We start from the raw sequence: 23,283 nt of genomic DNA, 5'->3' as shown, positions 1-23,283 counted from the left end.
TTACATTCGTCCCTTGATGGTATACAAAGGCTCTAACAGCCACTCGTAAACCTTACGTGTGTCCAGTTCAATATCTGCGGTCAATGTCATTCCTGGCACAAACATTTGCTCTTCCCCATAAACCGTAATAGTCGGCTTATCGAGTTTTACTCTCACTTGGTACAAGCCAACGCCACCATGAGTGCGCGAAAGCTGGCTTTGTATCAATGGGCTATTGGGCAGCATCTCAGCGGTGACAGCAGATTTTGATATTGATGAGATAACACCTTGTTGTACGCCAAACTTTTCATAAGGGAACGCATCGAACCGTAAGCGGACATCTTGGCCTTCTTGAATAAAACCTATGCTGCGACTCGGTGCGTACAACTCAACAACAACTGGCTTTTCTCCCTCTGGGATAACAACAAGAAGCGGTTGACCTGTGTTAACTGAATGACCTTCCTTAACGAAAATTGACGCAACCACACCGTTAATCGGCGATACTACCTGGGTATCCGTTTGGTAAAAGTACTCAATTTTGTTTTGAGCAATTTGCTGAAGCTGGCGATCAATTTCTTGCAGGGTAATGTCGAGCTCTAGCTGGAGCGTGTCTTTCGTTTCTTCTAGCTTAGCTTGTTCTCTCACCAACCGTTGTAAACTTAGCCGCTGGGTTTGCACCTTAGCTTCTAGTGTTATTAGCTCAAGCTTTTGCCTTTGAAGTTCAATAGTGGAGATGAACTGCTTATTAACCAACACTTGCTGTTTATCAACCAAACTTTGAGCAAGAGTTAGCTCCTGTTCAGATAAATCAACTACCACATTAAGTATGCCCACCTCTTCAGACAAACGTACCAGGTCATCATCAATGACCTCTAGCTGGTGTTGCGATTTCTCTACTTCTTTATTTCGGCGTTCATTTAACAAAATAATTTGATTATCAATTGTGGAGACAATTCGCTGTTTAACACCTTGACCAAACTCATCATATCGCTCAGTTTTTATCTCATACAACGGTTCACCAGCGAGTATTGTCTGACCTTCACTTACAAAGACTTTTTCGGCATAGCCTTCATCATTTGCCTGCACTTTGACAATGCCCCCTGTCGGACTAACCACACCGTTTAGAGTATCTCTACGGGTGTACTCGGCAAAAACAACGAAAAAGATAATAGTCATCAAAACGAACACAGATGCACCTACGAATAGGTACTGATTCAATGATGCATCAATCAAAATAGATCCTTGATGGTCTGATTTCTGCGCCTCAAAATATTCTGGCCGATATAGATGCTTGGCTCTTACTACCACGAGTGATCCTTTCCCTAAACAAACAGAACTAGAGTTGCGTCACTGCAATTCTTTGTTGCTTATTTGACACCAACCTGGTGTTTACTTTTTTGGCCGATAAGTCGACACCACATTGACAGATCTTGGTTCTGCATTTTGTAGGGTGGGTGGGAAGCTCAATGTTTTCGTCATAGATGGAGCCAATCGGGCCATCCTGCATACACCAAGAGCGATAAATATCACCGCTGAATGTAACAACTAAACTATCAATACCAGCGTAACAATCCCAACCGATAAAATTTGTTTGATCGTTAGCGATTAAATCAAAAGTGGACAAATTCTCAGCTGTACCATCAGCATAATTCACTTCCAGTTCAGCCATTGACGGTGGGAGTGTTTTAAGCTCTGGTCGACCACGAAAGTCTTTCATTATCCGTTCTTGTTCACGGGTGTACGGATATTTCTGCGTAATGCCACCGTGGCCAAAGCCTTCAAAAAGAGGTTGAAGAGCAATAGAGCAACGTACTTCTTGTTTAAGTTTGTTTGCAAACGCTAAACAGTCATCGAAACGTTCAGGAACCATCATGACATTAACGTGAAAACGAGTGGATTTAGAAGCCTCGAGGACTTTAGATACCTCAATAAAATGGGATTCACTCTTGATGTCGTTAATATGATAACTAAGGCTCACTCCAGATAAATACTTAGCATTGTTTTGCCACCAAGACAGTTTTTTTGAGCCATTGGACACAATCGTGACTTCACCATTTTTACGAGAAATATATTTTAGCAAATCGCTAAAGTAACCTAGAAGAGTTACTTCACCTCCTCCAAATTCAAAACATGGCCTACCATTACCGTATTCTATATTATCAAACAGATGCTTAACGAAATCTATTACAACTTTATAACTAGGAGCCTTAATAGTTCCTCCATTTAAATCTGAATGGCAATAATTGCACTTATAATTACAAGAATTCATCAAAGCCCAGTTAATATAAAGTCCACTTTTAATTCTATTGTTATATAGATACCAATCACTACTCATCATTTCCCTCATAATTGCACGTAGGGATAATAGATAAAGCTAATGCGAAATACACGAAAACCATAGACAATACAAAAGATAGAATGATTACAGAAACCCAACCTAGTTCGGTGTAGACATTTAATAGCCAAACAATAAATGGAGGAAGCATAAAGTATAGATTAAACCATTTTGAAATACTTAAGCTAAAACCACAGTTGGAGCATTTGAATTTTTTATCTAACTTTAAACCAAATAACAATCTAAATAGGTTGACATTCTGTTTACATGAAGGACATTGTCTCATTATATTTACTCCTATCCTCCACACCTTAATATTTGGCGTGAAGGATATTTTATATCCATGTTGTAATAGACGTTTTATCTATCGGCCAAACCCTGTTGAAGATCCGTCCATACCTCCGGCATGCCCGTGATAAGCTCCTCCATTATGCCCACTTTGACTGGCATTAGCGCTATTACTGACCATTTGAGAACATAAAATACCGGCGGCAGTCCCTGCCTGCCAACTTTTTGTCACTGCCCCAACTGCTGCCCCTGCTATCCCACAGCCGATATTGCCTACAATCGTCCCTACGCTACCGTCACCGCCACCATAAACCATTGAAATTTCATCAACACTTAAATTATACATAAATTATTTCCTTATATTTAAATTACAGTAAAAGAGTACTGCGCTCATAAAAACTATCTTGTTAGCCAGCCTTTTTTCTTACCTAGAATTTCATCGGAATATCCAAGTAAGTTCGGTAGCCACGTTATAGACTCCAGCAAGGCTGAATATATTGGCGCTTTGAACACCTGCCTATTTGATAAGTCACCATACAAATCAAAATCTCTGATATAAGACTTCACGAGTAAAAAGTAGATCATTATATTGGCAACCCCGAACACTATTGGAATCCAAATACCCATTACAATCATAAATCCAAATAAAATGATGCTAGAAGGAAATATGTATTGTGCTGCAGTCAATAGAAACCAAGGAGATGCACACAAACCCGCTATCCAATGTGTCTTCCAAGCTTCCATATAAGCTTCTACTCGCCCACGAGCCCAACGCCGACGTTGATTAAACAAACCCTTAGCATCAGTTGGGCACTGCGTAGTTGCCTTTGCTTTAGGAGCGTAACCTGTTCGATAGCCATTTGATATTGCCTTCCAACACCATGCGATGTCTTCGACTAACCACTCGCTCCAGCCTCCTAGTTTTTCCACTGCTGAAGCTCGGTGCGCGACAAATGCGCCTGCTAATACTGGAACACAGCCGAGTTTGTCTTGTGCGGCTCTTATCGCGCCATAAAAGCTAATATGTTCATAATGTTGCAATTTACCTATAAAACTGTCTTTATGATTTTCCGGCGTAATATAGCCACAAACAGCAGCATATTTATCATCAGACCAAAGTTTGGTAACCAGTTCATAGATACCGTTGGGCTCAATATAGGTATCGCTATCTACAACGACATACACCTCCCCAGTAGCGACTCCAAGTTCCAAGACATGATCTAAAGCAAAGCCTTTCCTCCCACCGTTGACCGCTCTTTCAACAATCTGAAAGTCGTGATTAGCTTTAGTGTTAGATATCCACTCTTTAACTCCAGTAATTACATTATTTGTCGAGCCATCATCAATAACAATAACCTGAATTCGGCTTGAATAGTCTTGTTCATTTAACTTGTTCAATGCACAGATTAAATGCTGTTCCTTTTCGTTATAAAAAGGCAAAAATACCGAAACTTTTGGGTCATCTCTATTTGTGGACTTTGACTTTCTGAACTTATAGCAAACGAACAAAACTAGTGTTGTTACAAACGACAATAAAGACGTAGAAATTAATATTACTTCTATAACATCAATCATGTTCATCTCACTTATGATAAATAATCGTTAATAAGCTGACTAACAGATTGATAGTCATAATTTGTATGCAAATGCCCCTGAAGCATGGTAAAGGATGAATATTTGACCCTTCGCAAAGGAAATCCTACAGACTTAACATCTAAACCGAGGGCTTTTGCTTCAGCGAGTACATCCTGACGAAAGTCTTCGTCATTAAAGCGAGTAATAAACCTTCGCTCTTCGTGTTTTAGGCGCTCTTTTAAAAGGCTCGCTTTATCAATATTCGATTGTGAGTGATCCTCAATACTTAACTCAAATAACAGAAACTTGTTCTCATATTCATCAAGTAACCTCGAAAAATCTGATGAATATTCTCTTATTTGATTTGGTGTCAGTTCGCCTTGCGAGTAGTGGTTAAGCGTGTCAATAAAGTTAACTAACCAGGACTCTATGAGCTCATGGTCATCCCATACGGCCCCGACACCATTTGCGAGTACATAGTTACCGAAATCAGGCACCGCTGTTATGGTGCCAAAATCTAAGAACCGACCATCAACCGAGATATTTGAGCTCGTTAAAGATCCGTGTGGGATGCCTTTCACTCTCGATGCTGCAATCTGGCAAGCGAGTCGATCAATCATTGTATTGAGGGCATCACCAAGGGAAGTATTATGGTTTTCACCTAACATCAAATTAGAGAGATAGGGCGCCGCCTTTCTTATGCGATTGGCATCATTATCACGAAGGTAACGGTATCTTTCCTCTGGCCAAAAGAAGGTGCAACGCTCAAAATGGGCAGGGCGTACAGATACTTCCCTGATCGCTAAGGCGCAATGCTTGTTAGCTGTGTCATTTAAGTATCCAAACTTATGCTTTACGTTCGTTTTGATTATGGCGAGTGTTCTTATAGATCCGTAAGGCAGGTGCTTGTTGCAGATTTCGCCCCAAATTGCTTCACTGATCGCTTCATCGATAAATAACTTACCGTGTGAATGGCTTTCAGACATATTTGCGGCTACTAACGGGTTACGCCCAATCCCTTTGATTTGAAAATGGCCATTTAATCCACACCTTGCGCTACCACCATTGCATATTTCATGTCGAGAACCGTATTGATCTGCCATAAACTGCTTTTTGTCGTTAGTAATAATTCTTGTTTTCTTGGCATATCCCTTAGAAACGTAACTAAAATTCTCGAGTAACTCATTTTTAATCGAGCCTTCATCAAGTTCGATTTCATACTCTTTAATGAGATCTTTATTGATCCAAACGACTTCACAGTCTTTTAGTTTGTAGGTATCAAATAAAACAAAGGATTCTTTAGGCAAATATTTGTCAACATAAGGAGTATTGTCTTTTCCAACACACTTATGTGTTTTTAGGAGTTCAGTAGCCATATATACTCCGTTTATTCGTTTTGATGACATTTCCTTTTTCATCTCGAATACAAACATTGATTTCATCTCTACTTATTTTTGTTGAGGAAACAACATGCTTATAAAGCTCTTTCAACTGACTTGATCTATTTTTTTCGACGAACCAGTCAACAATAATCAGGTTACTTCCCTCATTCCAATTCATTGGTTTAAGTGAGAATCTAGTCTGAGTCATATAATGAGACAGCGTTAAATCATCAACCCAAGCCCATATAACGTATCCCGTAAATCCAATGTCACTTGATAGCTTTAAGAACTTGTATTGCCTGTGAATTACTGCTGGTTTGATCCAATGCAGGAATGAAGCTAGGTTAAGTTCCCTGCGTTTGGCACATTTGGCCATTACCTCTAAAAACTGTCCTAGTTCATGAGTTACCTCTACCTTTGATAAAGGCCCATAAGGTAGCCCGGAAATTTGACTATTAGCTAAGGAAACAGAAGTTTTGTTCATTACAACCTACAGGGCAGTTTTATCTATTACTTCTTCTATTAAAAATTAGGAATAAAATAATCACACCTTTACTAGCATTTATCTTCGTGTCACAACGTAAAAAAAAGTGTTGATAAAATTAGTGATTTCACCGACATGCGAGACACGTATCGGTTATGTTGCGTAGTTCGATGTGTAGTGGTCAACTAGAATGGGCTTTGCTGCTCAAATCGACGGAACCAAATCAGGTAGCTATGATCTGATCGGCTACACCGATTAATCGACGTAGCGTCATGCCTAAACCTCGTTGCAAAACAACCAACTGGAAGCGGTACAACAAAGCACGAATCAACTCAGGCTCTCTGACCTTTTGGATTGATGGGGAAACGATAGCCGAGTGGAAGCAAATAAGGCAAACGAGCTGACCTACGCCGATTCAGCGACTTAACCATTACTACTGCTTTGTTGCGTAAATCGAGTGATCGCAATCGCCCATATACGCAACTTTCCTATAAAAGCTAATGTGATTTAGCTTGGCTAAATTGCATGGTGAAGCTAATAATTAGCAAGGGGCTCCGAACTGAAGGGCTAGAATTCAGCTAAAACCGATTATTCTACTTGCACTTGAGTGTAATCACGAATATTTACATTGCGAATAGTGTAAAAATGTAATTCGCCAATGGGCAAAAAATACTTTCCCGCCTCAAATGCCTTGAGCTGAGTATTGCACTCGCTCATAAAAGTCATTCAAAAAGAGACGCGCGTACATCTCATTGCTTTGTATGTGACTGTAATCTATTGCCGTAATTTTGTTTTAAAAATCATATGTAGTATGGCCAAAAGTTTGCAGACCAAAACTGCGGTTACGTTGCAACTTGTCGGAATATGTTAGCAAATGGATTTCTTATTGCGTGTCAGGTTCACTAATAGGCGTTAGATTCACTCTAAAAGCTTGATCTCTTAAATGCGATACGTCATTTTAATAAGTTGATTAAATGGAATTTTTTACAGGCAATTGACAGAATGGACACTACCCAAAATGGCAAACTGGATTTTCACGATCATCTGAAAACGAATATCGAGTCTTCAGCCGCTATAAACCAAATCATCAGTCATGAGACGCTCAGGATCAGAGCCTCTTGCAATCGTGTTGCTGAAGAGCTTGAACGTGAACTGTATATCTGGAACAGTCAATCTGGCCTTCAGCATTTTCATAACGGCGAATTGAATGAGATAGATGATCATGAAGAGCCCCATGAAGTTCTTAACTGGCTGTTAGAGCACAGCCAAGAGGTCGAGCGGAAAGGCTTCATTTTGCTACTTGAAGATTTTCACCCATTTTTAACATCTGATAATCACAGACTTATTGGCAGGCTGCGAGCTTTTGCCGTTGCCGTTGCGGGGCGGGAAATCTCTGGCTGCTCCATAGTACTGTCACAACCAATAGCGTTGCTGCCGCCAGAATTAGATAAAGAAACTCAGATCCTCGAAATGCCACTACCGGATACAGGCGATCTACACAAAATTCTTGAGCAGGCTAAACAGCGCTACGACATTGATGAGCGTGATTATAACCCTACACCGAACCTTCTTGAATCTGCACTGGGCTTATCGACCAGTGAAGCGCAGCTAGCCTTTTCCAAAGCCGCTTGTCAGTTTCAGCGCCTGACAGAATCTGAAATTCCATTTATCGTCAAAGAGAAAGAACAAGTCATCCGAAAAAGTGGTCACTTGGAGTATTTTCACCCTAAAGCCACACTGAACGATATTGGTGGCCTCAATAATCTCAAGGCTTGGCTAGGTCGTCGCCAACAGGCGTTTAGCGAACACGCAAGAGAATTTGGGCTAGAAACACCTAGAGGTGTTCTGCTTCTCGGTCTGCCTGGAACGGGCAAAAGCCTAGCGGCTAAAGCGGTTGCCAATGCATGGCAGCTCCCACTGCTGCGACTCGATATGGGGAAAATATACGGTGGGATAGTCGGGCAGTCTGAAGAAAATATTCGCTCGGCGCTACATATGGCCGAAGCTCTGTCACCCAGCATTCTATGGGTAGATGAGATTGAAAAAGGCATGTCGGGAATGCAAAGCTCCGGATCAACCGACGGTGGAACGACATCTCGCGTATTGGGTACCTTTCTTACGTGGATGCAGGAAAAAGAAAAACCTGTTTTTGTCGTGGCGACGGCAAACCATATAGCACAACTCCCTCCAGAGCTTCTGAGAAAAGGCCGGGTTGATGAAATCTTTTTTGTTGATCTGCCAGTGCATGCTGACAGAAAAGACATTATCTCGATTCATCTACAACGACGAAATAGACGTGATGACTTTACGGATGAAGAGCTGAACCAACTTGCCACAGAGAGTAAAGGTTTTACCGGCGCAGAGCTCGAAGAAGCAATTAAAGAAGCGATGTTTATCGCCTTTGATGATGGCCACCCACTCAATAAAGAAGACATTAGCCGTGCTATTGAGTTAACGACGCCTCTGTCACAAACCATGGAAGAGATGATCCACCAAACACGTGCGTGGGCAAAAGGTCGAGCTGTCCCTGCAAGCAGCGCGGAGCCGGAGGCTATGGAGAAAACATCCAGCAAAAAACCTCGTCTGAAACAAGAGGGTGAAAATCCTTTCATTGATTGAGTGTAAAATATGGAAAATCCGTTTTTTACTGCCCTTGCGGGCAATGGCGTTGATTCGCAAACTTTGGCGGATCAGACTCAGAAAGTGCTTATGCCTTTTCGACATTATCTCGACAACAGTATTGAGGCGCTAAAGAACAAAGAAGTCAGTTGCGAATGGAAACCCGTCGCCAATAAGCGCTACCTGCTTCGACCGGACAAACGTATCTGGCAACTCATACCGATATGTGAGATTGAGGTTGTCGCTGGTAAGGAACACTATTACCAGATCCTGTCGGTTGATGGTGAGCTCCCTGACACAGATTTTTTCCCTGATGAAGACGACCCCATTTGGCAAGGGAAAGGTAAAGGCCGGCGAAAGACTGACATACCCAATGGCGGTTATAATGACCTGGATTATCAACTATATTTGCCTGATCTTGAGTTAGATGATGAACCAATTTCATGGAGCGGTTACCACCTCGAACTACGGCCTTTAGCAGTGCCACTGAATCAGTTGGATTCGGTTCATATTGACGGTCAAGAGTGCAAAGTCACCCATCAGATTAATAATCAACTCATGCTACAAGGGCATGTTAAAGCGGACAGCAAGCTTTCTATTAAGGGTCAAGACACCTCTTTCTCGTTGCGGAAAGGATTGGATGAATCTGGCCTGAAACAGTGGCAAGCCAAAGTAGAAAACAATGGCTGGTTGCTCTTTTCTGAGTCTCCTCCACAACTGGATGGACATAAGATAGAAGATGTGACTGACAAGCGGCTTGCTGAGCTTAGTTGTGGTCATTTTCAGTTTCATGGGTACCCTTTGCAAAATGATCACTGGGAGCTGCGGATAGAAGTTAAGCAAAAAGAGAAAAGCCTGATCCTAGAAAGTCATACCAATGAAGTACTAAAGGATTCAGGCTCACTTACCTGCAATGCATTTCCCCCACTAAAGTGGCAACTGGAAAAAGCCCCAGTCGAAGAAAAATGGATTCAGCTGATTGAAAAAAACAGCGGCGACGACACTGGAAAATCCGATCTAGATTACTTCTTTGGAGATAACCAGAACATCAAGATACTGGATTCGACGCAGCGTAAGTTTGACGATGGCTTTCGTGTCCTCAAAGCTCGCCCTGATGAACGTCAAATACTCCTGGCTAGAAATATCAAAAGTAAGCGAAACTGGCTTAGTGAATACCCATCTAAACAAGGGAAGTCCTGCGAGATCCGAGTGAGCGTGGATACGAGTCAGTTGATGCGTCAGAAAGATGCAATCAAACAGTTGATGAACCGACCCTCTGCAGGTCATTGGCCGCTGATCCAGATGTTGCAGACACGCGAGCAAACGCGTTGGCCAGAGGTAACCGCAGCTCAGCTCCCAGAATCAAGTTGGACGGTACTCACAGATCCAAATTTTGATGGCTGTGATCGCCAGCGAGAGTTTGTTCTCAAGGCCCTGGCAAACAGAGATTTCACTATTCTTGATGGCCCTCCAGGGACAGGGAAAACCACCACAATTCTAGAGTTAATCATGCAGTTGGTGCAACAAGGCAAACGTATTCTGTTATCAGCCTCGACTCATGCTGCAATCAACAATGTTCTTGAACGTATCAAAGAAAATGCGGCACTCTCTGCAAAAATCTTTCCCTTACGTATCGGTGGTGAAAACAACGCCATTGGCGTTGAGGAGTTCCAGTTCGATAACCTGCTGAATGAACTTCAACAAGTTCAGGGCTGTCAACAACTGAGTAAGCAGTTAATGGTGGACTCTTCCAATCTGGTCTGCGGTACCACCATCGGCATTTTAAGACTTTTCAACGATCGCGATATCTCTCTGGAGAACGGTGAACCACCGTTTGATGTGATGATCATCGATGAATGCAGTAAAACCACCTTTCAAGAGTTTCTTGTTCCTGCACGCTTTGCCAAACGCTGGGTATTGGTAGGTGACGTGCGCCAGTTATCGCCTTTTACCGACCGAGAGCAAATCGTTGCCAATCTCGATAATCTGATGCTCGTCCCGCCAAAAGGCAAAGCTCCAAGTCAGAACCTTGCTGCTGCAGTTCAGCAAGCGTGTTTTTTATTAGAAGAACTACGTGGAGATCACGACGCTCCCTACTCCCAGCCAATGCTGGTACCTGTAACACGTGATGTCGCCAACGCTTTGGCTGCAGAAATTCGAACACGCGCTTCAATACAATCCATGGCTAACGGTATGGACAAGTTACAGGTCATAATGGACAACGCCTGTCGTGACGGTAACCTGTACTGTTTTGGCTTACGTCAGGTTCAACAAAGCCCTGAACTGCTTTATCACTACAATGTGTATTTTGTCGAAGAAAGCTGTTTGGGAGCTCTGTCTCACTGGGTTCCGAATGATATGTTGATCCTGCATCCGGATTGGAGTCGTACATCGCAGGCAGCGCAGCATCGGCGGTTAGGGACTTCGACCAAGCGGTTCAAGGTTAAAACAACAGATTATACTGACACCAAGATAATCCATAACGAGTTATTCGAGCGTCTCGATAGCACCAAATGGTCTGAAGAGGTGTGCTGGCGTCTGGAGCGAGAGTATTGGCTGCGGTTATCCGCCAATCGAAACAGGAAAACGGGTTATCTACGCGATACGCTAGAACGCCTGTTTCCAAAGTCTGTATCGGCTGATGGCCGGATCCACGTACTTAAAAACATCGCTTTTCCATCCATTTTGGAGGCACTTTCTGGGGATGGACTGGTAAAACGCAAACACGATGAGCCAACGACATTGAACCAGGGCTTTGCTTCTGCTGAGAAACGTCAACGTTATACGACACTAACCTTTCAACACCGTATGCATCCGGATATTTCGGCATTCCCTCGACAGCAATTTTATCCAAAAGGTGTACTGGATGATGGCGGTAAAACGCGATCAGATCGAGCATGGAACTATCAGAAGTACCATTCCCGTAATATCTGGCTGGATGTCCGTGGAACCACTTTGCAGGGCAACAGTAACAAGCAAGAAATACAAGGCCTGATAAACGAGCTGCAGGATTTCTGTGCTTGGGCGGAAAATAAAAGTAAAAACAAAAAAGGTGAGGCCTTCGATGTGGCGATTCTAACTTTCTACAAAGGCCAAGAAAGAGGTTTAAGGGAAGCTTTGCAAAAATTGCCAGGTAACGCCAAACGATACGCAAGATTTAACGTCAAGGGCATATCGATAAAGCTGGCCACGGTGGATTATTTTCAGGGCCAAGAAGCGGATGTGGTCTTTCTATCAATGGTGAACACACATCGTGATGGCTTTATGGACTCACCGAATCGTCTTAATGTTTCCATTACCCGCGCCCGTTACCAGCTTGTGATTGTAGGCCACCATGAATATTTCTCTCAGCGTTCGCGAACGCCGGAGTTAAATAATCTCGCTAAATCCTGTCATGTTATCGCGCCAAGCACCCAAAGTCACTCTAGCAAAAATGCTGACAAGAAACGGAAGTCTCGTCGATGAAGAATCAATCAAGAAACAAACACTCCCGCCAGAATCAGTCGGAGAAAGGGGCTAACCGTCGCACGGCATCTGTTAAAAACCTCGACGGCAATACAGGCTCACTGGCATTAACACTCAGCAGAACCGTCAGTCTTAAACGCTATCCCGTGATTGCCAAAGTCACTTTCCTGCGTGAGCGGCTTGACCTTCAGACCTTATTAAAGGCTATTTTGCATAACCCAACAGATATGCCCCCTCGAATGAAAGCCTATCTCAAAAAAGAAGCATTATGGGATCCGTCAGGAATCACTGAAATGGGTCAACGCGTCATTGATACTGGTCTGTTCGAGACTAAAGAACGTGGCCTATATCATATCTGGTACACAAACAACGACCGGTTGCTAGGAACTCGCCCAGTTATGATGCAAAGGGATACCGCATTTTTTGAGCCTAGTAAGGTAAGCTGGAAGAAAGGGGTTGATGCCGAACGGTCAGAATTCCGAGTAGATGAGCCTTTGCGATTGAATGTGCTTGAAGCGTCCTTTGCCGATCGCAACCGATCTGCATTGAAAAGTATTACCTTACCCTTGTCCTCACTAGAGCCTGAAGTGATTTGTTCATCTGAAAAATCAGCAGAGATTGAGCTAATCTGGCAACTGGGGATATCAACATCCACGGTCAATTTGAAAGGTTCGTTGGATATGTTGAATTTCCAAACCCCAAATGGCCATCACAAATCCAGCCCTCGGCCAGAAATTCTTGAACTTTCAATACATGATTTTGGTGATCGTATCAATGATGTCATGATGGCTGTTGCCAGTGAGTTTAATGGCCAGTGGCAGCCAGAAAAACAATGTCTGACGGCTCCGCTAAATCAAATTGACCACGATCCCTCCGCGGTAGAGAAGTTCCAGATTAGCCGTTTTAATCATTCAGACCTCAACACGAGTATGGATGTGTTCCGTTCTATCCAAGCCAAGTACATTCCGGTTCAACCTGTTGATCAAAACGATGCTGAAGATTGGCATCGCTTCTGGCTGCAAGAGTTTTACCGTAAACAATATCACTCATCAGAAACTGCCCGAAAACAACAATCTGAATGGCTGAATAACACGGCCTTGAATGATTTCGAGTTGCCATTAAAAGAACATCACTCTTTGTTATCTGAGCTAAAAAGAGAAACTCAACCAGAAGCTTACTGGCATATTGCTACCATGGCGGATTTGACTCCATCTAGCAGCAGCAAGTTACGCATGCCAATCAGTTTGGTCAATGGTGATACGCTAGACATCAACATGTTGCTGCAAAAATTGACGAATGAGGGGCCTATCTATCAAGTCATTTACTCTGATCGCTATGTTCATACACCACGTCACAGTCGTAACTTAAAGTCCATTGCCGATTGCCTAATACACGCTGACGGCTTGCTCCTGACCCTAGACAAGCCGCATGGAAAAATAGCAAAACTGCCTACTAATTGGTCTCACGAAACCTTGCGTAAGGAAAGTGACAACCACGGGAGGTACTGGATTTTGATTGGTAGCAAGCAGACTTGGTGTTGGGAATGCAGCAGCGGATTGGATTTTATTCGTGATATTGACTCGACTTTCTACGTTGATGGCTCCCCAACTTTCACCCCGAAAGAAATCACTGAACTCCCTCAATATCTCCAACATCAGATTAGTCATGTACACAGTATGAGAAAAAACATCGCAGCGGAGGCTCTCTAATGACACGGATCGCACCTCGTCATGAACACTTCACGACGACCTATCACCACGAGCAGCTACCCGCTTTGTTCAAAAAGCAGTATTCCGATGCTGATATCAGTGAAAGTTTACCTCAGCATGATTCCGGCCATTTAAACGCTTTAGTATCAAACTCGCGCCAAACCGTCTTGATTGCCAGTGAACAGCTGAAAGAAGAGTCTCTGATTCAGTCTATTAAAGCGCAAGCAGACAAAGGCATTCGTGTTTACCTGTTATTAGGTGCCAAAGCGATGAACAAAGCAGCAATTGATGCCCTATCCGGCCGCTGCCTCATTCGCACTGGCGTTCAACAACAAGGGGCATTGATACTAGTCGATCACGCCACCACCGACGCGCAAGGCCTTCTGTTAATGTCGCATTCGCCTTTGGTGACGAAAAGTGAATATGCCTGGGGTATTCAACTGGAGTTGCCGCAAATCGAGGACAGTTTTCGTAGTTTCTGTAAGTTGTTTTGGCAATCCAGCAGCGAAGAATATCTGCATCAAAACCAACCTAAATCCAGTGTTCAACATCCTGATGGAGCGGTTTTGACAAACCACTCTCATCACTTGGGTGGAACATTAAAAGATTGTCTGAGCGATACGCTGGATCAGTTGCGTGCCGCGACTCACTCTGGGTTTGGCGCTGATGGCGATAACTGGCGCTTACTATTGGATAGCCAGTCAAATCAAATAGCAACGTTGGCACGCCATGGTGTTGCGTTGACCGACAAGCCTCTTCCATCCCTGTTGTTGTCAAGCGATGGCCACTGGCTTTTGCCCGATGAAACCGACTTTGCCGTTACCAACTGGTGCCTAAAGTTATCAGTAACTCAAAGCGAAAAGCTCGAGCAAGCTTACGATCAGGCATTTGAAGACGCCGCCTGGCAGTATCAAGATGAAACGGCAATCGGTGAGTTTGCCTCTCAACAGCGATTGCGCTTTGCCGCACACCCCGAGTTCGAATGCATCGTTGAGGATAATCGTGAAATCGAACTTGATGCTATCCATACCCAAAGCATAGATAGCTTTTTGAATGACGATGCCAATGCACTCGCATCAGAATTTACAGCGTGGAAATATGAGCAATTAGCCCATGCAATTCACTACAACGTGCTGATACATCCACCCTACTGTCCGAATGAGGCAAAGCCAGATAACTTGTATAAGTTATGGGAAAATACCGAAAGAGACTGGCAGAAGCGACTGGATGATTTACTCAATGAACAGTCAAACATTGATCAACAGCAAGCCCGCATCTCAGATAAATTGAAAGGTTTCATCAAGGGTTTCTTACTAGGACAAGGGCAATCTACCAAAGGGCTGAATCGAGAAATCGACACCCTTAAGGCTTGGTCTGTCATTACCGCGACACCAGCAGAGCGGACAGAATATCGTCAACGTCTAACAACCTTAGCATTGAATATTCGTAAGCGAGGGACTGATACCGCCCGGAATATGGATATGGCCGAACAAAATCAGCGCTGGGAGCAACAGCGATCCAATCTTCAGCAAGATGTTGATAATAACACTGACCAGTTGAACGAGAAAACTGCTGAGCTTAAACAGTTGAAAGACAATGAGTCAGAAGCCCGCGGCCGCGTTACCGAAGAATTTCACTCGAACTGGGTATCCGAAACAGAGAAATTGACTGACCAACAACTGGATTCGGTTCAGATAGGTGGTTTAACGCTCGAACAGTTTATGCCAGATACACTGCCCGCACTCCCCGAGCCAAGCCCCAAAAATGCGGATCAGGAAACAAAGCAAGCAAATCAGCAAGCGATCAATCAAGCACAAGCAGACAGGGAAAAAATCCACCAAGCAGCCCAACAAGGTTGGCGCGAAGCCAAACGTCTGTCGATTCGTAATATGACGCTTGATCAGGCAAACCATTGGAAAGCATCGATTAAAGATAAGATTTGGAGAAAGCACTATAAAAACTTTGAGCGCTGCATAGCGACTTATGAACAGGGCCTTAACAAAGTCGAACGTGAGATTCAGGCGGCGACAAAGGCTTTAGATAATATCAAAGCGGAACAAGGCCATTCAAAAAAAGCGCTCGATGAGCATGGCTCATCGTTTGTGTATAAATCTAAACAAGCAACCGATGCCTTTGCCAAACAACTAGGACTTTCCGAGAGTAAATCAGGAGACAGTGAATTTCAATGGCCATCTGATGAGCTACCAACCAATGGTACAGAACTGCGCGAACACCAACAGAAACGGTATCTAGTGGTCTTTGAGTACCACCAGATTGATCAAGCTAAGTTAGACGCTCAACGTTTAAACGCTGAAATTGTGTGTCACAAGGAGAGTGAACATGCCTGAACAGAAGATCACCCTGCTCATTGATGAAGAGGGGGCTATTACAGCCAAAACCAGTGGCTTTAAAGGCGAAAGTTGCCTCGAAGCCCTAGATGATTTGTTGGATCTGGAGAGTAATGTTAGCAGTGTCAAAAAGACAGATGAGTATCACCAGCGACAGACTTTAGTCCAGCGCAATAAGCTTGAAGTAAAGCGGAGATAACCGATGAGTGCAGTGATTAAAACCACAACCCCTTTTGTCATGGAGGAGATTTTATTTCAGGCTTTGGAGTCGATTGGAGCAGAGCCGGTTAAAATTAATCAACAGAATATCGCGCAAACCCACCATAGTGGCGGCTTGGTTATCGGTGATATTCTGACCAACCGTTCAGACTATTATGGGAGACAACATTTCCGGCAAGAAAATGGAAAGTGGCTTTTACGCCACGACTCAAGTGAGATGAACGGGCGAGTGGAAAATTTAAACAATAGTCACTACAAACCTGTTCGTAACTTCCTGCATGAACTTTCATCTTGTTATTTAAAATATTACGAGCAGCACCTAGAAAAAGTTGCCGAGCAAGAACGTATCCGCCTAGAAGAAGAGCGTAAAGCTCGGGTAGAAGCAACGAAACGAAAGGCGATTGAAAAAGCCAAAGCACAGGGCTACTCAGTCAAAGAAACGCTCAAAGGAAATCAAATCCAGTTGGTTTTGGTGCGGACGGTTTGAATGATGGCGGTAAATTACGGCGAATATTTTAATCTGGCTCATGTGGAGCCATTGTCACATATCTATGGCCCTGGTCAGCGTTTTGTTGTTTGGCTACAGGGCTGCCGATTGGCCTGCCCAGGATGCTGGAATACCGACATGTGGTCGTTTTCGTTTAAAGAAAAAGTGCACAGAACTGCATTACTACAACAGATCCTGTCTGAGACAGAGATTCAAGGCGTCACTTTTCTTGGCGGCGAGCCGCTACATCAATCAGAAAACCTCTGGTGGTTAATGGAGCAAATCAGGCAACACTCTGATTTGACCATATTTTTGTTTACTGGTTATGAAGAAGAAGAGCTGACCGAGCAAGGAAACATGCACAAAATTGAGTCGCTATGTGATATCGCGGCCATAGGGCGCTTTGATATTAACCAGAGAAATATCCAACAGCAATGGATAGGCTCAGATAACCAAAAATTACTCTACCCATTGAATTCACGGGAGCAACAGAATCAACAACTTCAAAATGAGGTTGAGATCATTATCTGCGAGGATGAAAGTATCAGAGTGTTAGGATTTCCTGATCACAACCTGAGTCTGATTTTTGGAGGGTAGAAATGGCGTGCTCGACATCCTCTACTAGAAGTATCAAGTAAATTGACGAAACAACTAGTTTCGCTATTGTTCGAGACCTTCTTACACAATTGGGCAACAGCTTGTTGCCCAAATAAATCTAATCATGGTTATGTACATCCACAATATGTCTGGGGGGTATAGATGTGCTATACAAACATCACGCACCAAACGCAGATATAACGCGTTGCTTGAACGCTTGGAGTGAGAGTTCATCGGAATGTTTGCCATCTTGCTTCGACAATAAATCGCTACTACCTGCTTTCCAAGCGACAATGCCTGTTGGATCATTTTCGCTAGCTGCATTACCGGTGACCAAGTTAAACACCGACTCGTCAGCGCCTGTACTTGCGCTAACCTCTCGCTCCATCCATACACACGCCTCTGGAATATCCTGCTCGATACGTTCCGCAAACTCTATCAAGCTTTGCTCTGCAAACGTGAACAACCAAGCCTCTTGCGGTGCAGCACTATTAACGCGTAGCACTCGGCCAAGCACTTGCCTAAAATACAATTCCGTCTTTACTGCACTTAAATGGCAACAAACCTGAAGTCTTGGAATATCGGTACCTTCGCTGATCATCCCGACACTGACGATCCACTGCTGATTGCTATTTCTAAATCGCTCAATTTCCGCTAATGGCTGCTCGTGCTTGTAAGTGACGATTGCTGTAGATTGCCCAAACTTATTGGTGAGTAGCTGCTTTATATGTAAGGCATGCTCAACTGACGCTGCAACAACAAGACCTGCTGCGTTTGGAGTTTGCGATCTCAAATGCTCTAGCTTCTCACAGGCTAATCTCAGCAAGTATTCCATCGCATCATGATTGTGGATGACATGCAGGTATGAATTACCTGTTCGCTTCAACATTTCTGCGATAGAAGTAAATGATTGAGAGGTCTCTTTACCAACCACCGACAGTTGATTGCTATCAACCAGTACAATTTTTGGAGAGCGGCATACATTGTCGGCAACAGCTTGTTTTAAAGAGTATTGATAATCTACACGCAAGGTTCCAAGATCATTGGTGTAATCAGCCATTGCGATCGGTAAGGTATCGGATCGCCATGGAGTACCTGATAATGCGAGGGTGTAAGATGCTAGGTTTTGGATTTTCGCTAGAACTTGTTTGCCCCATACGTTCCCGCACCGGTTTCTGAGCCTGCGCAATGATGAATCTCATCAAAAATAGCGAATACTCGATAACGCTTAAGAGCATGCAAGAATTCATCATCAACAAACTGCAGTGATTGGTAGGTCATTGATTGACCTACCGAACCCAATGTGCCACTAAAAGGTCGCTGTAATATTGCTGAAAAGGTTGTTTTCATCCCATCCGATATAGTCCGTGAAGGAGAAAAGCAAAGAACGAGGTCAACAAAATTCAGTTCCAGAAGCCTTGATGCTATGGTAGCAGCAAGCACTGTTTTACCTGCTCCTGGCGTTGCCTGACAGAAGAAATGGCTTTCTCCACTGAGGTATTTATTGATGGCCGCTGTTGCGCATTCTTGTTGCCACCCCCTCAACATGCCTTTTGCTCACTCGCGATCGTATCAAGGACCGTCGTCAACACATTCACCTTACCTAACAACTGTGCAGAGCGCTCTCTGGCTTGATTCAGCAACAGAGCAAGTTTAGGCTCAAGCTCAGGAAAGCGTTGAATTAATGACTGGTATTCTCCCACTTCACCAAGTGCAATCTCCAACTCGCCACGCGACTCATTCCGCTCACTGGCTAATACCGACCAAGTGAGTACTTCTGCCTCAATTACCTCGACAGACGTAGGTTTAGGTGCAAACTCATAAACATGTAACAACTCCGTTTGAAAATAGCGCTTGTTGGCTCGTGAGCCTTCAACTCTCAACCAATTGTTACGTTCAAAGCGCAGCAATTGACGATAGAGCCGCAAACGCAGATTCGCTAAATCACAAGTTTGCTCAACATAAGGCAAGGATGCATCCCGTAATTCGACGACTGAAAAGCCATCCATTCTTTTTTCAATCAATAGCTTGTGCATTAACGCATCAATTTTTCTAGATCGTCTCATTGGTAACTCAAACAACTACTAAAACTAAGGATTGCTTAGTATGCGCAAATCAGTAAAACTAAGAAAATCTTAGTTAGATAAAGACTACCAGTATGATGACTACGTGCCATTCCAAAACCCATTTCCACAGCGCCTCAGAGAGGCCCGTAAGCAAGCGAACTTGTCCCAAAAAGCCTTGGGTGTCTGTATAGGCATGGATGAAAGTACGGCGAGTGCGAGAATGAACCAATACGAGAAAGGAAGACACACGCCAGATGTGCGAACGTTGAAGCTCATCGCTGATGCGCTTGATGTGCCACTGAATTACTTTTTTTGTGAAGATGAGGCGTCAGCAGAGTTAGCAATTGCAATCTCTAAACTCTCTGTCGACCAGAAGAAGAAAATTGCCGAGATTATCGCCAGTCTTCCTTCTGAAGAATGACGATGCACATTAATTGGACCTTCGTAACATTTATTTCAGACTGTCACAAAAGTAAGCCGACCGAAACTTTTGGACATATATGGACGCCCCTGTGATTGCAAGAACTGATTAGGTTCGGCTCGCTGACATATATCCGACGTCTCTATGAGCTTTTACTGCTCGCGCCATGATGTAATCTGCTCTCTACTTCCTTTACATTTCCACGGCATCAGTAATGCCTTGTCCAAAACTAGGTTTTCGCAGAGACGTTGACCGTTAGTTCATCAATACTTGCAAACTCGGGTACTGCTGTTTAACTGTAGAAAATTCTATATATTAACTGTTACGCAAAGGCTTTATTCACATTGAACTGTTCACCTGAGCTTAGAAGATGCCATCCAATTCGACATAGCTTATTAGCCAAGGCGACAACAGCTTTGACTTTGCCTCTTCTGGCAATAAGCTCCCGTAACCACATTCCCATCTTATCCTGACGTTTATCTGCATACCGAACAACCGCTCGTGCGCCATGCAAGATTAGCGTTCGTAGCTGTTTATTGCCGTTTTTGGTAATACCTTTCAGGCAGGATTTACCTCCTGAGCTATGCTGCTTAGGGACTAAACCACACCAAGCAGAAAACTGACGGCCATTAGTGAATTGTTTTCCGGTACCGAGTTCACTGATTAATGCAGAGCTGATAATGGGGCCAAATCCCGGTACTTCTTGTAATGCCTTAAAACGGTGGTTGGTTTTACACAGCTCAATTAGGTCGTGTTCTACTTGCTGAATATCTCGATTTAACTGCCTAAGCTCATCGTAGTTTTCAATCAATAGACGTCTCATAATATGGGATAGCTGATTACTCGCATCTTCAATAGCTAATGGTAAAAGTTCTTGAAACTTAGTCACATGCTTAGGAAATATCACTCCGTATTCAGCGGCCATAGCACGAGATTGATTAACTAAAGCAATGCGATTATCGACGAGGCGTTGACGGACATTTCGCAATGCTTTGATATCTTGCTGCTCAATAGTTTTTACTTGTACTGGGTGAACGTCTGGTCGTTGGGAAGCTTCGCATATTGCTCTTGCATCATTAGCATCGTTCTTCTGATGCCCCACAAACGGTTTAACGAATTGAGCTGGTATTAGCATAACTTCAAACCCGTGCTGCTTCATTTGCCGAGCCCAGTGGTGGGATGATGCACAAGCTTCCATTGCGATGAGAGTGTTCTCTGGAAGCTGAGTCAGCTTAGTCATCAAATCGCTTCTGGTGATCTTTCTGTTCCATGCCACCTTGTTATCATGAAGTAGAACACAAACCTGAAAGACGGATTTGGCAATCGATACCAACAACTTTAATGTTCATGATGGATGCTCCTTCGTAATTAAGTGCTAACACCTTAATTCTGGCTCATCGAAGCCGTTAATGGGGGCGTCCATCACATCATTTCCGAGCTAGCTAAAATAGCTAGCTCAGTGACTAAGAAAAATTTCTTCTAGGTCGTCATAATTAGGCAGGTCATTCACAGTTGTCTGCTTAGGGTTTTCTACTCATGATGATGACTTATTTCACTTCAAGGTACTGATTAAAAAATGAAATTATCGGCTGATAACCACCCGACACTTCAATGATATAAGCAATAGCAATATGCTCATTGGTATCAATGTCAGCACAGTAACCTTTACTGTTGAAGCCGGAATAGTTTGAGCTGGATATATAACGCGAATTCCTGCCCGTTTTAATGGATACGTTATCGATCTGCTGTACTCGGTGATCCATCTCTTTTTTATGCTTTGGATGCACGCAAACAGTTAATCTAGCGTCTTTGAGTCCGGTCTTCCTGCTGATGTAAGCTAAAATAGCTCCATCTGAACTCACGGCAAGTTCTTTCGACGTGCGAGACTTGTTGGGGTTAGTATCCAAACCCATCTCAGCCAACAAGGCCCTTAACTGTTGCTCCACATCGTCTCGTATAAATTTGTCAATTGGTGAGCGCAGATCGCTAGCTTGCACATCCTTACTTAAAGTTCGCATGGATTTTTTACTCCCACTGGCCACCGAGCTAATTCGTTTGCTTGACGAATGCTGACTAGGGTCAACCATCGGGTGGATTGGTCGGTCACCACGTGGCAATTTAACACCTAGATCTGTTAATTGCTGGAATAACTCCGATTTCATCTCATTCAATATCTTACTATTGGTTTTGCTCGACAAGCTTTCTTTACTTTTATTTTCCATGAAATAAGCCAATCGTTCAGCGTTCGCGCCCGAGGGGTGAGGCAGCCCCTTCAAAATTTGCTCGGACTTAATGAAACCTTGCTGGGCTAGGTATGCAAGGATGTCACTAGTTCCTTTGCCGAGCGGAATAAACAATACGTCATCAGGAAGGCGCTGACACTCACTAGCTAAGTACGTGTCGACCATCTGTTTTAAGATAGGATTTGTAAGTCCCTGCTTGGCTGAGCTGATGGGTTCACCATTCACCAAGACTGGATAACGAAATACAGATGTACTGTGCAGTAAATGCTGATCTGTTGAAAACAGTTGACTTGCGGATTCTAGCCCCCAATGGGTATTCAATCCTAGGTAGTCCAAAAGGTTTATCAAGTTACTACGAAGCGCGCCAGAAAAGCTGGCTGTATCTTTTACTTTCTCTAGGATGATCGATGAAGTCTCGCCATTATTTATCAATTCACTGGCGCACAAATTCGCATTTTCTGCTTGGGTCTTTCCGGGAGAGATTCCAACGATGCAGATTTTGGCTCTCGGTTTTATAGCATCAAAAGGGGAATAATAAACGTCTATCGTACCATCACTCATCATTCTCAACTCAGGAGTGAAAGGTTGATTTTTTACATAGTTTGACAAGCATGATTTGAATCTTTCAAAGTTGCATTCCATAAATTCCCTACTTAGTTTCGTTTAATCTTTCCGCTAAAATAATAGCCACATGTGATCATAGAATTACCATCAACGCTGATGACTAGATAAGGGGGATTCTTTGCACTGAGCTTATCTATTAAGCGTCTAATAACTTTCAGTTTTCGCTTTTTAGTTCTTTGGGGATATTCATCTGAACTCCGCAGGTAAATCAAAACTTCTTTGAGCGCGTTCAGCCATCGGCTTTTCTCTTTGTTCGAGATCGCACATAGAGAAGTACCTCCTTTTTGATAAAAGTGTCGGCCTATAGAAGACAAAACATTAATTTCATCTTCATGTAGTGGTCAACAAACTCCGGACACAGATTTAAGCCGATTTTCGGCATTTACTGGTGACAGCCCATCATTTGCTTGATGAGGCCGTTGTCGGTTGTAGTAGTCCATCA

At 43.5% G+C, this 23,283-nt stretch carries 17 protein-coding genes and 2 pseudogenes; 9 read left to right on the top strand and 10 right to left on the bottom strand.

The annotated features are described in order from the left end of the window. The 6 genes from AK965_RS16675 to AK965_RS16645 all read right to left on the bottom strand — a co-directional run bounded on the left by AK965_RS16675 (position 1) and on the right by AK965_RS16645 (position 6,043). Positions 1-1,287, bottom strand: a complete 1,287-nt coding sequence (locus AK965_RS16675; protein ID WP_099080670.1) for an HlyD family secretion protein — start codon at positions 1,285-1,287, stop codon at positions 1-3. Between the two features lie 28 nt (positions 1,288-1,315). Continuing rightward, on the bottom strand, positions 1,316-2,317 hold the full coding sequence (locus AK965_RS16670) for a radical SAM protein (protein WP_253252710.1): 1,002 nt from the start codon (positions 2,315-2,317) through the stop codon (positions 1,316-1,318). Positions 2,318-2,678: 361 nt separating this feature from the next. Beyond that, complete coding sequence (locus AK965_RS16660) at positions 2,679-2,948, bottom strand: hypothetical protein (protein ID WP_099080667.1); 270 nt, start codon at positions 2,946-2,948, stop codon at positions 2,679-2,681. A gap of 53 nt (positions 2,949-3,001) precedes the next feature. Continuing rightward, positions 3,002-4,177 carry a glycosyltransferase family 2 protein gene (locus AK965_RS16655; RefSeq protein ID WP_099080666.1) on the bottom strand — a complete coding sequence of 392 codons (1,176 nt, stop codon included), beginning with the start codon at positions 4,175-4,177 and terminating at the stop codon, positions 3,002-3,004. A gap of 11 nt (positions 4,178-4,188) precedes the next feature. After that, positions 4,189-5,553: a protein adenylyltransferase SelO family protein gene (locus AK965_RS16650; protein WP_099080665.1), complete on the bottom strand. Its 1,365-nt coding sequence runs from the start codon at positions 5,551-5,553 to the stop codon at positions 4,189-4,191. Further along, positions 5,543-6,043: a toxin-activating lysine-acyltransferase gene (locus AK965_RS16645; RefSeq protein WP_099080664.1), complete on the bottom strand. Its 501-nt coding sequence runs from the start codon at positions 6,041-6,043 to the stop codon at positions 5,543-5,545. Before AK965_RS16645 ends, AK965_RS16650 begins: the two co-directional genes overlap by 11 nt. Positions 6,044-6,315: 272 nt before the next feature. On the opposite strand from AK965_RS16645, the pseudogene AK965_RS16640 reads away from it, so the two are divergent. The 8 genes and pseudogenes from AK965_RS16640 to AK965_RS16605 all read left to right on the top strand — a co-directional run. After that, positions 6,316-6,496 (top strand): annotated as a pseudogene (locus tag AK965_RS16640) (transposase); the annotation flags it as partial. Between the two features lie 549 nt (positions 6,497-7,045). After that, positions 7,046-8,662, top strand: coding sequence for an AAA family ATPase (locus tag AK965_RS16635; protein ID WP_099080663.1), 1,617 nt, complete (start codon positions 7,046-7,048; stop codon positions 8,660-8,662). 9 nt (positions 8,663-8,671) lie between these two features. Continuing rightward, positions 8,672-12,127 (top strand): DEAD/DEAH box helicase, encoded by a 3,456-nt coding sequence (locus tag AK965_RS16630; protein WP_099080662.1) that lies wholly within the window; start codon positions 8,672-8,674, stop codon positions 12,125-12,127. Next, positions 12,124-13,836, top strand: coding sequence for a hypothetical protein (locus AK965_RS16625; protein ID WP_099080661.1), 1,713 nt, complete (start codon positions 12,124-12,126; stop codon positions 13,834-13,836). Before AK965_RS16630 ends, AK965_RS16625 begins: the two co-directional genes overlap by 4 nt. Beyond that, positions 13,836-16,184 (top strand): hypothetical protein, encoded by a 2,349-nt coding sequence (locus AK965_RS16620; protein ID WP_099080660.1) that lies wholly within the window; start codon positions 13,836-13,838, stop codon positions 16,182-16,184. Before AK965_RS16625 ends, AK965_RS16620 begins: the two co-directional genes overlap by 1 nt. Beyond that, on the top strand, positions 16,177-16,383 hold the full coding sequence (locus tag AK965_RS16615; protein ID WP_099080659.1) for a DUF2997 domain-containing protein: 207 nt from the start codon (positions 16,177-16,179) through the stop codon (positions 16,381-16,383). The genes AK965_RS16620 and AK965_RS16615 overlap by 8 nt, the downstream gene beginning before the upstream one ends. 3 nt (positions 16,384-16,386) lie before the next feature. Further along, a complete protein-coding gene (locus AK965_RS16610) occupies positions 16,387-16,890 on the top strand; it encodes a hypothetical protein (protein ID WP_099080658.1) in 504 nt (167 codons plus the stop codon). Then, positions 16,891-17,487: a 4Fe-4S single cluster domain-containing protein gene (locus AK965_RS16605; RefSeq protein WP_099080657.1), complete on the top strand. Its 597-nt coding sequence runs from the start codon at positions 16,891-16,893 to the stop codon at positions 17,485-17,487. It begins immediately after the preceding gene. Positions 17,488-17,665: 178 nt separating this feature from the next. Here AK965_RS16605 and AK965_RS16600 read toward each other — a convergent pair. Continuing rightward, positions 17,666-19,035: pseudogene (locus AK965_RS16600) on the bottom strand (DEAD/DEAH box helicase). Next, positions 19,029-19,553, bottom strand: coding sequence for a hypothetical protein (locus AK965_RS16595; protein WP_099080656.1), 525 nt, complete (start codon positions 19,551-19,553; stop codon positions 19,029-19,031). The pseudogene AK965_RS16600 and the gene AK965_RS16595 overlap by 7 nt, the downstream one beginning before the upstream one ends. A 103-nt stretch (positions 19,554-19,656) precedes the next feature. Here AK965_RS16595 and AK965_RS16590 point away from each other — a divergent pair, with 103 nt between their 5' ends. Continuing rightward, positions 19,657-19,974, top strand: a complete 318-nt coding sequence (locus AK965_RS16590) for a helix-turn-helix domain-containing protein (RefSeq protein WP_099080655.1) — start codon at positions 19,657-19,659, stop codon at positions 19,972-19,974. A 322-nt stretch (positions 19,975-20,296) separates the two neighbouring features. Here AK965_RS16590 and AK965_RS16585 read toward each other — a convergent pair whose 3' ends face one another. Then, positions 20,297-21,310, bottom strand: coding sequence for an IS110 family transposase (locus AK965_RS16585; RefSeq protein ID WP_119463973.1), 1,014 nt, complete (start codon positions 21,308-21,310; stop codon positions 20,297-20,299). A gap of 211 nt (positions 21,311-21,521) precedes the next feature. Further along, the gene (locus tag AK965_RS16580; protein WP_099080654.1) at positions 21,522-22,859 is read right to left on the bottom strand and encodes a hypothetical protein; all 1,338 of its coding nucleotides are present in this window, start codon (positions 22,857-22,859) and stop codon (positions 21,522-21,524) included. Between the last annotated feature and the right edge of the window lie 424 nt (positions 22,860-23,283).

This window comes from Vibrio sp. PID17_43, from assembly GCF_002608565.1.
Lineage (GTDB): Bacteria > Pseudomonadota > Gammaproteobacteria > Enterobacterales > Vibrionaceae > Vibrio.
This window is presented reverse-complemented; position numbering and strand designations above follow the sequence as displayed.